The 14,720-nt window shown below is 66.5% G+C and carries 13 protein-coding genes and 1 pseudogene; 4 read left to right on the forward strand and 10 right to left on the reverse strand.

The features are described from left to right. Positions 1 to 106: 106 nt before the first annotated feature. The 5 genes from leuC to ACVW17_RS08665 all read right to left on the reverse strand — a co-directional run bounded on the left by leuC (position 107) and on the right by ACVW17_RS08665 (position 5,582). Positions 107 to 1,513, reverse strand: a complete 1,407-nt coding sequence (gene leuC / locus ACVW17_RS08645) for a 3-isopropylmalate dehydratase large subunit (RefSeq protein ID WP_456751492.1) — start codon at positions 1,511 to 1,513, stop codon at positions 107 to 109. Between the two features lie 359 nt (positions 1,514 to 1,872). Next, positions 1,873 to 2,253: a 50S ribosomal protein L19 gene (rplS, locus tag ACVW17_RS08650; protein ID WP_021078824.1), complete on the reverse strand. Its 381-nt coding sequence runs from the start codon at positions 2,251 to 2,253 to the stop codon at positions 1,873 to 1,875. A gap of 110 nt (positions 2,254 to 2,363) precedes the next feature. Continuing rightward, positions 2,364 to 3,125: a tRNA (guanosine(37)-N1)-methyltransferase TrmD gene (trmD, locus tag ACVW17_RS08655; RefSeq protein WP_456751493.1), complete on the reverse strand. Its 762-nt coding sequence runs from the start codon at positions 3,123 to 3,125 to the stop codon at positions 2,364 to 2,366. Between the two features lie 8 nt (positions 3,126 to 3,133). Continuing rightward, complete coding sequence (locus ACVW17_RS08660; RefSeq protein ID WP_456751494.1) at positions 3,134 to 4,216, reverse strand: zinc-binding dehydrogenase; 1,083 nt, start codon at positions 4,214 to 4,216, stop codon at positions 3,134 to 3,136. 169 nt (positions 4,217 to 4,385) lie between these two features. Beyond that, positions 4,386 to 5,582: an MFS transporter gene (locus ACVW17_RS08665; RefSeq protein WP_456751495.1), complete on the reverse strand. Its 1,197-nt coding sequence runs from the start codon at positions 5,580 to 5,582 to the stop codon at positions 4,386 to 4,388. Between the two features lie 172 nt (positions 5,583 to 5,754). Between ACVW17_RS08665 and gcvA the strand changes: the two genes are divergently transcribed. Continuing rightward, entirely contained in the window at positions 5,755 to 6,666 is a 912-nt protein-coding gene (gene gcvA, locus ACVW17_RS08670; RefSeq protein WP_456751496.1) for a transcriptional regulator GcvA, read from the forward strand. Positions 6,667 to 6,680: 14 nt separating this feature from the next. Here gcvA and rimM read toward each other — a convergent pair whose 3' ends face one another. From rimM to ffh, 3 genes and pseudogenes are all read right to left on the reverse strand, one after another. Further along, complete coding sequence (gene rimM / locus ACVW17_RS08675) at positions 6,681 to 7,202, reverse strand: ribosome maturation factor RimM (protein WP_456751497.1); 522 nt, start codon at positions 7,200 to 7,202, stop codon at positions 6,681 to 6,683. A 17-nt stretch (positions 7,203 to 7,219) separates the two neighbouring features. Further along, positions 7,220 to 7,553 (reverse strand): annotated as a pseudogene (gene rpsP / locus ACVW17_RS08680) (30S ribosomal protein S16). Positions 7,554 to 7,693: 140 nt separating this feature from the next. Further along, complete coding sequence (gene ffh, locus ACVW17_RS08685) at positions 7,694 to 9,241, reverse strand: signal recognition particle protein (RefSeq protein ID WP_456751498.1); 1,548 nt, start codon at positions 9,239 to 9,241, stop codon at positions 7,694 to 7,696. A 527-nt stretch (positions 9,242 to 9,768) separates the two neighbouring features. Between ffh and ACVW17_RS08690 the strand changes: the two genes are divergently transcribed. Continuing rightward, positions 9,769 to 10,758, forward strand: a complete 990-nt coding sequence (locus ACVW17_RS08690; protein ID WP_456756376.1) for an MBL fold metallo-hydrolase — start codon at positions 9,769 to 9,771, stop codon at positions 10,756 to 10,758. Between the two features lie 103 nt (positions 10,759 to 10,861). On the opposite strand, the gene ACVW17_RS08695 is transcribed toward ACVW17_RS08690, so the two are convergent. Next, complete coding sequence (locus ACVW17_RS08695; RefSeq protein WP_456751499.1) at positions 10,862 to 11,590, reverse strand: SIMPL domain-containing protein; 729 nt, start codon at positions 11,588 to 11,590, stop codon at positions 10,862 to 10,864. Positions 11,591 to 11,595: 5 nt separating this feature from the next. Further along, positions 11,596 to 12,306 carry a GyrI-like domain-containing protein gene (locus tag ACVW17_RS08700; RefSeq protein WP_456751500.1) on the reverse strand — a complete coding sequence of 237 codons (711 nt, stop codon included), beginning with the start codon at positions 12,304 to 12,306 and terminating at the stop codon, positions 11,596 to 11,598. A 182-nt stretch (positions 12,307 to 12,488) separates the two neighbouring features. On the opposite strand from ACVW17_RS08700, the gene dapF reads away from it, so the two are divergent. After that, complete coding sequence (gene dapF / locus ACVW17_RS08705) at positions 12,489 to 13,373, forward strand: diaminopimelate epimerase (protein ID WP_456751501.1); 885 nt, start codon at positions 12,489 to 12,491, stop codon at positions 13,371 to 13,373. Positions 13,374 to 13,433: 60 nt separating this feature from the next. Beyond that, positions 13,434 to 14,714, forward strand: coding sequence for a tRNA (N(6)-L-threonylcarbamoyladenosine(37)-C(2))-methylthiotransferase MtaB (mtaB, locus tag ACVW17_RS08710; protein ID WP_456756377.1), 1,281 nt, complete (start codon positions 13,434 to 13,436; stop codon positions 14,712 to 14,714). Positions 14,715 to 14,720: the final 6 nt, after the last annotated feature.

Below are 14,720 nucleotides of genomic sequence, written 5' to 3' on the forward strand. Positions count from 1 at the left end.
GCCGTTTCCGAAACGGCTCGAGCTTGAGGCGAAGCAATAGCGTTTTCGAGCGAAGTGGCCCCGGTTCGCGTGAAGAAAACGCGTCAAAAAGAATCTGGTGCTTGCCTTACCGCCAGTCGCGGACGTCGACGAAGTGGCCGGCGATCGCGGCCGCCGCGGCCATCGCGGGCGACACCAGATGGGTGCGGCCCTTGAAGCCCTGACGGCCCTCGAAGTTGCGGTTCGAGGTCGAGGCGCAGCGCTCTTCCGGCTTCAGCTTGTCCGGGTTCATCGCCAGGCACATCGAGCAGCCCGGCTCGCGCCATTCGAAGCCGGCCTTGACGAAGATCTTGTCGAGGCCTTCGGCTTCCGCCTGCTCCTTCACGATGCCCGAGCCCGGCACGATCATCGCATTGACGTTGGCGTTGACGGTCTTGCCCTCGGCGATCTTGGCGGCGGCGCGCAGATCCTCGATGCGGCCGTTGGTGCAGGAGCCGATGAAGACGCGGTCGAGCTTGATGTCGGTGATCTTGGTGCCGGCGGTCAGGCCCATGTATTTCAGCGCGCGGTGCTTGGAGAGCCGCTTGGCCTCGTCCTCGATCTTGTCGGGGTCGGGCACGAAGCCGGTCACCGAGATGACGTCCTCAGGGCTCGTGCCCCAGGTGACAATCGGCGGCAGTTTTGCAGCGTCCAGCCGCAGCTCGTGGTCGAAATGCGCGCCCTCGTCGGAGCGCAGCGTCTCCCAGTAGCGCATCGCGGCATCCCAGGCGGCGCCCTTCGGGGACTTCGGACGGTCGCGCAGGAAGTCGAACGCCTTCTGGTCGGGTGCAACGAGACCGGCGCGCGCGCCGCCTTCGATCGACATGTTGCAGACCGTCATGCGGCCTTCCATGCTGAGGGCACGGATCGCCTCGCCGGCATATTCCAGCACGTAGCCGGTGCCGCCGGCGGTGCCGATCTCGCCGATGATCGCCAGGATGATGTCCTTGCCGGTCACGCCTTCGGGCAATTTGCCGTCGACGATCGCGCGCATGTTCTTGGCCTTCTTCTGGATCAGCGTCTGCGTCGCCAGCACGTGCTCGACCTCGGAGGTGCCGATGCCGTGCGCGAGCGCACCGAACGCGCCATGCGTCGAGGTGTGGCTGTCACCACAGACGATGGTGGTGCCGGGCAGCGTAAAACCCTGCTCCGGGCCGATGACGTGGACGATGCCCTGCCGCTTGTCGAACTCGTTGTAATATTCGATGCCGAATTCCTTGGCGTTCTCCGCCATCACCCGCATCTGCTCGATGCTCTCGGGGTCGGGATTGGGCTTGGAGCGATCCGTGGTCGGGATGTTGTGGTCGACGACGGCGAGCGTCTTCTCGGGCGCGTGCACCTTGCGGCCGGCGGCGCGCAGCCCCTCGAACGCCTGCGGCGAGGTCACTTCGTGCACCAGGTGGCGATCGATGTAGAGCAGGCAGGTGCCGTCCTCTGCCTCGTGGACCAGATGGTCGTTCCAGATCTTGTCGTACAGCGTGGTCGGTTTGGACATGAGCTTCAGCTCCAGAAGAAATTCAGTGGTGAATGGTGTAGAGCGCGCCTCAAGCGCGCGAGCAGGCGACAGCGTCCAGGCAGCGTTACGCTGCGCGTCTAAGCTCAGACGTTGCCGATGTCGCAAAGCGCCCGAAGAAGCGGCCGGGCAGCCGCGAGCGATCGTCGATCACGACGCGCTGGCAGATCTGACTTGGGCAGCGCTGGCTTGCTTGATCCGGAACCATTCTAAATTTCTAACACAGGGCTCGCGCCCGCGACAATCGATCGATGCGCGGGCCTGTCCATCAGATAGGTATGCCGCAACAAAAAAGCGCGGGGCCAGCCCCGCGCTTTTCGTCAAAACCCTTGCGGGATGGATTACTCGCCGACGGCGGTCTGGCGGTCCTGCTTCTCGACGATGCGGGCCGACTTGCCGCGCAGGTTGCGCAGGTAATACAGCTTGGCGCGACGCACCTTACCGCGACGCACGACCTTGATCGAGTCGATCATCGGCGACATCACCGGGAAGACGCGCTCGACGCCTTCGCCATAGGAGATCTTGCGCACGGTGAAGCTCTCGTTGAGGCCCTGGCCGGAACGGCCGATGCAAACGCCTTCATAGGCCTGCACGCGGGTGCGCTCGCCTTCGACAACCTTCACGTTGACGATGACGGTGTCGCCGGGACCGAATTCCGGAATGGTCTTGGTGGCGGCGAGCTTGTCGAACTGCTCTTTTTCGAGCTGCTGAATAAGGTTCATCGAAATCTCCATCGGCGGCGCGCCCAGCCTGTATGGGGGCTGCGCAAACGTCCATCTATCCTGCGCGTGTGCGGATTAGGCCGTGCCTATAAGGCAAAGCGCAGGGTTTGTCACCCGTCTGTCGTGTTTTTTGTCCGGCGCGGAGCGGCTTTTTGGCCGGCCTTCCGGGCCCAGAGATCGGGCCTGCGGGCCGCCGTCAGGGCCTCGGATTGGGCCAGCCGCCAGGCCGCGACCTTGGCGTGATCGCCGGAAATCAGGATTTCCGGGATCTGGCGGCCCTCGAACTCCTGCGGACGGGTGTATTGGGGGTATTCCAGTAGTCCTTCGGAGAAACTCTCCTCGGTTCCCGAGGCCAATTTGCCCATCACCCCCGGCAGCAGGCGGACGCAGGCGTCGATCAGCGCCATCGCGGCGATTTCGCCGCCGGACAGCACATAATCGCCGATCGAGACCTCCTCGAGGCCTCTGGCCTCGATCACCCGCTGGTCGATACCCTCGAAGCGCCCGCAGACGATCAGGGGGCCGGGCCCGGCCGCAAGCTGTGCGACCTGGCCCTGGCTCAATGGCCGACCGCGCGGGCTCATCAGCAGGCGCGGGCGGTCAGGTGCGACGGCAGCGGCGTCGATCGCTGCCGCCAGCACATCGGCCCGCAGCACCATGCCGGGGCCGCCGCCGGCCGGGGTGTCATCGACGCTGCGATGCCTGTCGGTCGCCGACGCCCGGATGTCGCGCGCCTCCAGCGCCCAAAGGCCCGTGGCCAGCGCCTTGCCGGCCAGGCTCACGCCAAGCGGCCCCGGAAACATCTCCGGGAACAGGGTCAGCACGGTGGCGCGCCAGTGTGCCGTCTGGGCTGGGGTCTCTTGCGGTGTCATGCCTCTGGTTACGGCACCACGGCCGTGAGGTCGAGGCTCTGCATCATCGCGGCGGCGTCGACCGCGCGGCGGAAGTCGGCGAGCGCAAAGGCCGCGACGCTGATCTTGCGCAGATCCAGCAGGCCTTCGGCGGCGAGGCCGGCGAGTTGGCCCGGCGCGGTGCGGTCGTACATGAACTGCCCGACCACCTCCCAGTCGTTGGCCAGCATCTCACGGAACGAGAGCTCGAGCGGCACTTCGGCGCTGCCCATCAGCACCATCCGGCCGCCGCGCCGGAGCGCGCGCAGCGACGACAGCGTGGTGGACGTGCTGCTGGCGGCGCCGAGCAGGTCGAGCGCGACATCGGCGCTGCCGCCGGCCGCGCGGCGGATGATCTGAAGGTCGGCTGTGGAATCGCCGGTGACGAGGGCAGGAATGACGCGCGGGCCGAATGCGTCGCGCAACTGGTCGAGCGCGGCCTGCTTGCGTCCGACGGCGACGACGCGGCCCGCGCCCATCGCGACCGCGAGCATCACGCCGCCCGAGCCGAAATAGCCGGTGGCGCCGTTGACGATGATCGTCTGGCCGCCGCGCAGGCCGCTGCGTTGCAAGCCGCCGAACGGCACGATCAGTTTGGCGAGCCCGATCAGCTCGGTCGCGGGTCGGTCGTCGAGATTGGCGAGCGGCGTGACGCAGGCGGCCGGCCAGTGCGCGATCTCCGCGAACACGCCGTCGCGCCAGCGCGCCTGCAACGCCAGCGCCTCCGGCGTCGTCACCGTGGCGGTGAGGCCGATCAGGATTTGCGGCGGATCGCGATCCGGCACGTCGCCGCGCAGATGCGGGCTGAGGAATACGCGGTCGCCGCTTTGCACATGCGTGACGTTGTCGCCGGTGGCGACGACGCGCGCGATCGCGTTGGTGCCCGGCACGAACGGCATCGGCGGCAGGCTGTAGGGCAGCGCGCCGGAGAGCAGTCTGTTGGTATAGGACAGCACCATGCCGGCCTCGATCCGCACCACGACGCCATCGGGCGCGGGCTTGGGCGTTGCGACATCCTTGAAGCGAAGATCGTTGTGGGCGTGCAGCCGCCAGGCCTTATGCGTGCTTGTCATTGGGATGCTCCGTGAGACCAATGCTTAAGTAGCCCGGATGGAGCGAAGCGCAATCCGGGGTCACGCAAGCAACAAGCAGCGGTCCCGGATTGCGCGGAGCCTGTCATCGGGCGCGCATTCGCGCGACCCGTTGGCTTCATCCGGGCTACGGGCTTGGGCATGTGCGGCGTCACGCCGTCGCTTCGTCGGCGAGATGCCGGGCGAGGACCATTGCAAGCGGACAGATCGCCAGTGCCGTGAGCGCGGTTGCCGTGGTGGCAAGCGTCGGGCCGAGCGCGTCGCCGAGCAGGCCGTAGAGGACAGGCGCGATCGCGCCCGATCCGATGGTCCCGGTATAGAACAGCGCGAAAGCGCGCTCGGTCTGATGCTCCGGCGTCAGCTCGGGCACCGTGCCGTAGAGCACCGAGGAGGTGCCGTTGAGCATCACGCCGAGCAGCGGCAGCAGCACGATGGCCGGCGCCAGCGGCAACAGCAGCACGGCCACGATCAGCGCTGCCGTGCCGCCTTCGGTGATCAGCACGGTGCGCAGCGTGCCGACGCGTTGGCCGAGCCAGCCACAGGTGAATTTTCCGGCGGCGCCGCCGATGAAGACCAGCGCCAGCGCGAGGCCGTTGGTCGGCAGCGCGGCGCCCTTGTCGCGCAACAGGAACGGCAGGAAGGTGAGAAAACCCATCCTCACCGCGGTGTCGAGAATGCCGATCGCGAGCAGCCAGGGAAAACCACTGCCGTCGCCGTCGTGGCGTGAAGCCCCGGCGGCCTTGTGCTCGGCGCCCTTGCCGACCGAGGGCATCCAGAACGCGATGCAGATCGCGACCAGCAAGCCTGCCAGGGCGATCACCAGCAGCGTGTGCCGCCATGACATGATCACGAGCAGGATCGAGGTCAGCGCCGGGATCGCCGCCTTGCCGAGATCGCCGGTGAAATTGTAGATGCCGAGCGGCCCGCGTGCGCCGGCGCCATAGGCGCGCGACACCGCGGCGGATGCGATCGGATGCTGCGTGCTCGAGCCGGCGCCGGACAATGCGAGCGCGAGGCCAAGTCCGATGACGCCGCCGGACAATCCGGCGAACATGTAGCCGAGCGCCGACAGCGCCGTGCCGGCGATCAGGATGATCTTGCCGTCGATCCGCTCCGCGATGCGCCCGACCGGAATCTGCAAGCCCGCCATGGCGCCGGCATAGAGCCCGCGCAGCAGCGCCAGGAGTCCGTAGCCCAGCGCGAATTCGGCCTGCCAGATCGGCAGCAGCACGTAGATCAGATCGGTGTAGCCGTCGTGCAGGGCGTGGTTGAGCCCGGTCACCGTCAGCGTCCGCGTCGCCCGGGCGCGGTCGGGGCGGGGCGTGCCGGCTTTCGCCGCTACGCTCATTGCGGCCACCTATATCGAGAAAATCTAAAGCCAGGACGGCGTTGCATTCGAGGAGTCTTCCGAAAAGTGGAGATATGTGAGTGTCTTGCTGCGCAATATGCGCCCGATCAGCCGCTGTCACAAATCAGTAATAATCCAGCGATGCGTTAGAAAATCTGGTATGGAGGAATTCATGTTCGTCCCCCGCCGCAGCCTGCCGCCGCTCAATGCGGTGCGCGCCTTCGAAGCCGCCGCGCGGCTCGGCAGCTTCAAGGAAGCCGCCGCCGAGCTCAGCGTGACTCATGGCGCCGTCAGCCAGCAGATCCGGCTGCTCGAGGAATGGCTGGGCGCGCCGGCGCTGTTCCGGCGGTCGGTGCGGCGCGTGGTGCTGACGCCGGCGGGCGCGGCGCTGCTGGCGGAATTCGCGCCGGCGCTCGACCGGATCTCGGCGGCCGTCCAGCAGCATCGCGCGCGACGCAGCGACGCGACGGTGGCGGTGCTCCAGGTCAATGCGCTCGCGACTTTCAGCCTGCGCTGGCTGCTGCCGCGGATGAGCCGGTTTCGCGCCGAGCATCCCGATATCGAGGTGCGCCTGAGCACGTCGAACGATCCGGTGGATGCGCTGCCCGACACTTTCGACGTCGTGATCCGCGGCGGGCCCGATACGTTTCACGGCTTCTCGTCGCGTTTCCTGGTCTCGGAGCGGCGACTGCCGGTGTGCAGTCCATCGCTGGCAGCGCAACTGCCGCTGCATGAGGTCGCGGATCTCGCGAGGCATACGCTGCTGCATGTCACGTCGATGCCGCGGCTGTGGCGCGACTGGCTCACCGAGGCCGGGCATTCCGCGCTGGAGCCCAAGGCCGCGCTGACCTTCGATCATTTCTATCTGACGATCCAGGCCGCGCTCGATGGGCTCGGCGTCGCGATGGGACCGACCGCGCTGATCGCGGACGATCTCGCGGCGGGACGCCTCGTGACGCCGTTTCCGGATATCAGCCTGCCGGCGCGCAGCTACTTCGCTTACTTCCCGGCGGGCCGCAGCAACGATCCGCACAGCGCGGTGTTCTGCGACTGGCTCGAGCAACAGGGCCGGATGACAGGCTGAAGAGTATTTTCAGGTCAGGCGGCCGACGGATCTTCGCCGTCGATTTCCTGCGGCAGCTCGATCACGACGCGGCCGCCGACAATGTCGACCGTCGGCACCACTGCATTGGTGAACGGCAGCAGCATCGTCGCGCCCTGCGGCGGGGCGATCTCGATGATGTCGCCGGCGCCGAAATTATGGATCGCGATCACCTTGCCGAGCGGCTGCTCTGCGGTCGTCACTGCGGCGAGCCCGATCAAATCGGTGTGGTAGTACTCGCCGTCGTCGGTGGCCGGCAGCCGGTCGCGCGGAATGTAGAGCTCGAGACCGTTCAGCCGCTCGGCATCATCGCGCGTGGCGACGCCCTTCAGCGTCACCACCAGATGGTCCTTGGCCTCGCGCGCATGCGTGACCTCGAACTGGCGCGTGCCGTCCTTGGTCATCAGCGGCCCGTAATCCTTCACGGCCAGCGGGTCTTCGGTGAAGGTCCATAGCCGGACGGCGCCGCGCACGCCATGCGCAGCGCCGATACGGGCGACACAGACCGGTGCAGCCACCGCAGCAGCCGTTCAGCTTATGCCTTGGCGGCGGCTTCGGCCCTGCGCCTTGCGCTCCTTGCGCGGCACGGCCTTCTCCGGGTTGTTGCGCGGCGTGCGCTTCTTGACCCCGGCGGCATCGAGGAAGCGGGTCACGCGATCCGACGGCTGCGCGCCCTTGGCGAGCCAGGCCTTCACCTTGTCCATGTCGAGCTTGAGGCGAGCCTCGTTGTCCTTCGGCAGCAGCGGGTTGAAGTGGCCGAGACGCTCGATGAAGCGGCCATCGCGCGGGAAGCGCGAGTCGGCGACGACGACGTGATAGACCGGACGCTTCTTGGTGCCTGCGCGAGCGAGGCGGATAACAACGGACATTTAGTTCTCCTTAAGTGTTGGTTTGAAGTCTGTGTTGGTCAGTTACGCCGTCATTGCGAGCGCAGCGAAGCAATCCATAGCCCCGCACATGGAGGCGTGGATTGCTTCGTCGCTTCGTTCCTCGCAATGACGAAAGAGGGTCATTTCTTCTTGCCCGGGAAGCCGCCGAGCCCCGGCAGCATCGGCTTGCCGGAAAGCCCGGTCAGGCCCGGCACGTTCGGCAGGCCGCCGCGCAGCCCTGCGGGCAAATCCTTCGGCAAATTGGGCAGACCGCCGCCGGCGCCGCCCTGCATCTTCTCGGCCAGCGCCTTCATCTCCTCGGCCGAGGGCGGCTTCATGCCGCCGCCAAAGCCCATCGCCTGTGCGATGCCGGCCAGCGGGCCGCGCTTGCCGCTTCCCATCGCCTTCATCATGTCGGCCATGTTCCGGTGCATCTTCAGGAGCTTGTTGACGTGCTCGACGCTCTGGCCGGCGCCGGCCGCGATGCGCTTCTTGCGGCTGGCTTTCAGGAGGTCCGGGTTCTTGCGCTCCTGCCGCGTCATCGAATCGATGATCGCGACCTGGCGCTTGATGATCTTGTCGTCAATCCCGGCGGCCGCGATCTGGTTCTTCATCTTGGAGATGCCGGGCATCATGCCCATCAGGCCGCCGATGCCGCCCATATTGGCCATCTGCTGCAGCTGCTCGCGCATGTCGTTGAGGTCGAACTGACCCTTGCGCATGCGCTCGGCGGTGCGCGCGGCCTTCTCGGCGTCGATGTTCGCAGCGGCCTTCTCGACCAGCGAAACGACGTCGCCCATGCCGAGGATGCGGCCGGCGATGCGGTTGGGATGGAAGTCTTCCAGCGCGTCGGTCTTTTCGCCGGTGCCGAGCAGCTTGATCGGCTTGCCGGTGACCGCGCGCATCGACAGCGCGGCGCCGCCGCGGCCGTCGCCGTCGACGCGGGTCAGCACGATGCCGGTGAGACCGACGCGCTCGTCGAACGAGCGTGCGAGGTTGACCGCGTCCTGGCCGGTCAGACTATCGGCGACCAGCAGCACTTCATGCGGGTTGGCGGCGGCTTTGATCTCGGCCGCCTCCTTCATCATGTCTTCGTCGAGCGTGGTGCGGCCGGCGGTGTCGAGCAGCACGACGTCGTAGCCGCCGAGCTTGCCGGCTTCCAGCGCGCGCCGCGCGATCTGTGGCGGCATCTGGCCGGCGACGATCGGCAGGGTCGGAATGTCGAGGTCGCGGCCGAGCACCGCGAGCTGCTCCATCGCCGCGGGGCGGTAGACGTCGAGCGAGGCCATCAGCACCTTGCGCTTGTCGCGCTGGACCATGCGGCGGGCCAGCTTCGCGGTGGTGGTGGTCTTGCCGGAGCCTTGCAGGCCGACCATCATGATCGGCACCGGCGGCACGGAATTGATATCGATGGTCTGGCCGTCGGAACCGAGCGTGGCGACCAGCTCGTCATGGACGATCTTCACCACCATCTGGCCGGGGGTCACCGACTTGACGACGGTGGCGCCGATCGCCTGCTCGCGGACCCGGTCGATGAAGCTGCGGACCACCTCGAGCGCGACGTCGGCCTCGAGCAGCGCGCGGCGCACCTCGCGCATCGCGGCATCGACGTCCTTTTCGGTCAGCGCGCCGCGCCCCGTCAGACGATCGAGAATGCCACCAAGCCGTTCCGACAGATTGTCGAACAATGCCGTTGTCCTTCGTTGCGCCGGTCGGCGCTCGCTACATTCGCTTCCCGTCATAGCCCGCGAAAGCGGGGTATCCCGTACGCCGCGGCCTCTCGGTTCAATCCGAGCTGCTCTGGAATACTGGATCACCCGCTTTCGCGGGTGATGACCACATAGTCCGCCTTGGCACAGTGCCAAGACGGCGTGCCAAGACGATGGTCCAAACACTTTCGCGCCCGAGGGCGCATCGCGCTGTCGGGCGTTGGCCTCTGGCCTCCGGGACCAGTGGGCGGGTCGAAAAGACGGAGCTTTCCGAGAAAGTCGCGGCGTTAAACGCTGCCGGGGCGGCAAAGTCAAGGAAAGTTTCGCCGCGAGTTGCCGAACATAGTCATTAACATACTGAAATTGCGTCGATTTGCTGGCTTGGTTCCGAATCCGCGGCGGCCACCCATATAACCGGAGCCTGCCTCCTGTTTGGGAACCCGCTTGCCCATCTGCTTGCAACCTTGACCGGAGCCGCCGCCGCGCTCGGCGTGCCCTCGATCTGGATGTCCCTGATGAAAACCTATGACGGCCCCGTCTCCGATCATTTCGACGGCCTGCATTTCTTCGATCCGGATGGATCGCCGCCGAAATCGCTTGGCGAGGTGCTGCGCTGGCAGTTCGGCGGCGGCCGCAAGCGCGCCGAGTGGCCGGAATGGGCGCCGAGCCCCTTTGCCGACACGCCGCCGCCGCGGGTCGATGGCGACAAGGCCCGGTTCTGTTTCGTCGGTCATGCCAGTTGGCTGATCCAGACCGCGGGCCTCAACATCCTGTTCGACCCGGTGTGGTCGCTGCGCGCCTCGCCGTTCAGCTTCGCCGGTCCGAAGCGGCACAACGATCCCGGCATCGCGTTCGACAAGCTGCCTAAGATCGACGTCGTGCTGGTGTCGCACGGCCACTACGACCATCTCGACGTCGCGACGTTGTCGAAGCTCGCTGCTTCCTTTGCGCCGCGCGTGATCACGCCGCTCGGCAACGACGTCACGATGCGCGCGGCCGATGCTGCGATCAAGGCCGAGGCGTTCGACTGGCATCAGCGCGTCGAGCTTGGAGGCGGTCTTGCGGTGACGCTGGTGCCGACGCGGCACTGGTCGGCGCGCGGCCTGTTCGATCGCAACAAGGCGCTATGGGCGAGCTTTGTGCTGGAGACGCCGGCCGGCAAGCTCTACATCGTCGGCGATTCCGGCTATGGCGACGGGGGGCATTTCCGCAGGGTGGCCGAAGCGCACGGCCCGTTGCGGCTCGCAATCCTGCCGATCGGCGCCTACGAGCCGCGCTGGTTCATGCAGGACCAGCACATGAACCCGGAGGATGCGGTGAAGGCGCTGGCCGATTGCGGCGCGGCGCAAGCGCTGGCGCATCACCACGGCACATTCCAGTTGACCGACGAGGCGATCGACGCGCCCGCGATCGCGCTGGGCGAGGCGTTAGATGCGGCAAAAGTGCCGCGGGAGACATTCGTCGCGTTGAAGCCGGGGCAGGTGTTCGAGATCTAGCAGAAGAATAGCCCGGATGGAGCGAAGCGAAATCCGGGGGGACTATCCGCGGAGAGATCGGCCCCGGATTGCGCTTCGCTCCATCCGGGCTACGCCTGTGGCTCTACTTCTCCTTGATCGCCCAGGAGACGCTGACATTGACCGTCAGCGTTTCCTCGCCCTGCGCCACCGGCGTCGGTGCGGCAAAGCCTGCGGTGGCCATCTTGGCACGGAACACCGGCACCGGCGCCGAGCCGACCTCCGCGATGTTCAACGGCGCGCCGAGCGTGACACCGGCGGCCTTGGCGTAGATTTCCGCCTTGCGGCGGGCGTCGGCGACCGCCTTCTCACGCGCTTCGTCGAGCAGCTTCGAGGCCTGCGTCACCGAGAAGTTCAGCCCGCCGATATCATTGGCGCCGGCACCCACCAGCACGTCGATCACACCGGCGACCTTGCTGACATCGTTCAGCCGGATCGTGACGCGATTGCTGGCGTGATAGCCGACGATGCTGGGCGGCGCGTTGGTCGACGACGGCGTGCGGTTGGCGAATTGCGGCTGCAGCGACAGCCGCGAGGTCTGATAATCCTTCTCCGCGATCCCTGCGCCCTTCAGCGCCGCCAGCACCTTGCCCATCGTCACATTGTTGGCTTCGGTGGCCTCGCGTGCGGTCTTGCCGTCGGTGGTGACGCCCGCGTCGAGTTGCGCCTGGTCGGGCGCCGCCGACACGGTCGCCTCGCCGGTGACCGAGATCGCCGGCGGAAAGTCGTTGTCGGCGAATGCCGGCGCAGCCAGCAGCGTGGTCGCAATCAGGGTGGCAGCGCAAGGAAGGCCGAGGGGGAGGCGATAGGTCATCTGGCTCACTTCAGGGGGACGTAGACGTTGATCACAAGCTTGTCTTCGGCGGTCTTCAAGGGATCGGTGATGTATTCCTCGATGAAGGTGTCCTTGGCTTCGAGCTTCTTGTCGTCGAGGTGATTGGTGATCGCCTCATAGGTGTTGTCCATGTTGTCGTAGGACCCGCGATGGACGAATTTCAGCGCCTTGCCGTCCGGCGAATTGCCCATGCTGATGTTCTTGCCGAGGTTCTTCAGGTCCTGGTCGACCGGGACTTCGGCGATGAAGGTGAAGCCGGTGTCGTCGGTCGAGGTGTAGACGATCATCGGATTGCCCGCGGCCTTGACACCATCCTTGTCGAGCAGGGCGGTGAGCTGCTTGAACGCCTCGATCAATGCGTCGAACGCGGAATCCCAGTTGGCCGTGCCCTTCAGCATGACAACTTTCTTCGGCTCCAGCGTGAACGGCTCGCCGAACGGATCGGCGGTCTGCACCGGGGCGGCCGGCGGCGGTGTGGGGGATTGCGACGCGGCCGGGCTGTCGGCGGGCGACTTGGTCTCGGCCGGCGGGGGCACCGGCGTTGCCGATGGCGCTGGGGTGGGCATCGGGCTCGGGCTTGCCGCCGGGGCGGGCGAGGCCGCCGGGGACTGGGCAGGTGCCGGGCTTGCCAGTGCGATAGCGGTCAAAGGGAGCAGCGCGAGCACGGCCGCGCGGAGCGTGTTGATACGGTTCATTCGGTCTTCTCCATCCCCGTCCTCAGACGGCCGCTCGATTGTCCCGGCGCGCGGTCCGCGAGGTGCGCTAGTCCTAACACGCAAGTTCTGCATTCGTCCCATGACAGATGTGTCATGGGGCTATTCAGGCTGGCTAACTGGCCTTCACTCGCCATATAACCGGGCAGAATTTGGGAAAATCGATGAGCGCGCTCGCCAATCACGCATTCGCCAAGATGAACGGCATCGGCAACGAGATCGTCGTCGTCGACCTGCGCGATTTAGAGGCACCAGGTCGGGCAGTCGTCTCGGCGGCGGAGGCGCGCGCGGTGGCGTTGCCGGCCGGGGCGCCCTATGACCAGCTGATGGTGCTGCAGCCGCCGCGGCTCGACGGTACCGAAGCGTACATCACGATCTACAACAATGACGGCTCGGAGGCCGGGGCCTGCGGCAACGGCATGCGCTGCGTGGTGCGGCGGATCTTCGAGAAGACCGGCCAGACCACAGCGACGTTCCAGACCCGCGCCGGGCTGCTCAATTGCTGGCAGGGCCCGGCGCCCGATCTTTACACCGTCGACATGGGCGCGCCGAAGTTCGGCTGGCAGGACATTCCGCTGGCTGAGGAATTTCGCGATACCCGCTACATCGAGCTGCAGGTCGGGCCGATCGACAATCCGGTGCTGCATTCGCCCTCGGTGGTCTCGATGGGCAATCCGCATGCGGTGTTCTGGGTCGATGACGTCAATGCTTACGACCTCGAACGTTTCGGCCCGCTGCTGGAGAACCATCCGATCTTCCCGGAGCGAGCCAACATCACGCTCGCCCATATCGTCGATCGCGACCACATCACGATCCGCACCTGGGAGCGCGGCGCCGGCCTCACCAGGGCCTGTGGCTCGGCGGCCTGCGCCACGGCGGTCGCCGCGGCGCGGCTGAAGCGCGCCAATCGGGTCGTCGAGATCACGCTACCTGGCGGCAAGCTCGGCATCGAGTGGCGCGAGCGCGACGATCACGTGCTGATGACCGGCACCGCCGATTTCGAATATGAGGGCCGCTTCGATCCGGCGCTGTTCGCCAGCGTCGCTTAGAGCATGATCCGGAAAAGTGGAAACCGGTTTTCCGAAGAGATCATGCTCAAACGAAGAACTATGGGCGTCGACGTCGTCACCTTTGGCTGCCGCCTCAACGCATTCGAATCCGAGGTGATCCGCCGCGAGGCGGAACAGGCGGGACTTTCCGACACCATCGTCATCAACAGCTGCGCCGTCACCAATGAGGCGGTGGCGCAGGCCCGGCAGTCGATCCGCAAGCTGAAGCGCGAGCGGCCCACGGCGCGCATCGTGGTCACCGGCTGCGCGGCGCAGACGCAAAGCCGGATGTTCGCCGACATGGCCGAGGTCGACCGCGTCGTCGGCAATGACGAGAAGACGCGCGGTGACGCCTGGCGCGCGACACGCGCCGCGTTCGATCTCGGCGCCAGCGAGAAGATCGCGGTCGCCGACATCATGGCGGTGACGGAAATGGCGCCGCACCTGCTCGACGGCTTTGCGCGCGGCCTGCCGCGGGTGTTCGTGCAGGTGCAGAACGGCTGCGACCATCGCTGCACCTTCTGCATCATCCCCTATGGCCGCGGCAATTCGCGCTCGGTGCCGATGGGCGCGGTGGTCGATCAGGTCCGTGCGCTGGTCGAGCGCGGCCATGCCGAGATCGTGCTGACCGGCGTCGATCTCACGAGCTATGGCGCCGACCTGCCTGGCGCGCCGAAGCTCGGCCAGTTGACCCGGCAGATCCTGCGCCACGTGCCGGAGCTGAAGCGGCTGCGCATCTCGTCGATCGATTCGGTCGAGGCCGATCGTGATCTGCTCGATGTCATCGCCAACGACGCACGGCTGATGCCGCATCTGCATCTGTCGCTGCAATCCGGCGACGACATGATCCTGAAGCGGATGAAGCGCCGGCATTCACGAAAGGACGCGATCGATTTCTGCGCGCAGGTTCGCCGGCTGCGGCCGGACATCGCCTTCGGCGCCGACATCATCGCGGGCTTTCCGACCGAGTCCGACGAGATGTTTTCGCGCTCGCTCGACCTGGTCGACGAATGCGATCTCACCTTCCTGCACGTGTTTCCCTATTCGCCACGTCCGGGCACGCCCGCCGCACGGATGCCGCAGGTCCCAGGCGGCACGATCCGGGAGCGCGCCAAGCGGCTGCGCGCGGCCGGCGACGCCGCGCTGGCGCGGCGGCTTGCGGCGGAGATCGGCGCCGTACGCGAGGTGCTGATCGAGAGCGACACGCAGGGCCGCACCGAACATTTCCTGCCGGTCGCGATCGACGATGACGTGGCGGGCATGGTGCGCCGGCTCGCCGTGACCGGCCATGACGGTGCACGTCTCGTCGGGGTGCGCCGCGACACGACCGATCAGGAGTAATGACCA

The sequence above is a fragment of the Bradyrhizobium sp. USDA 4473 genome, from assembly GCF_054063335.1.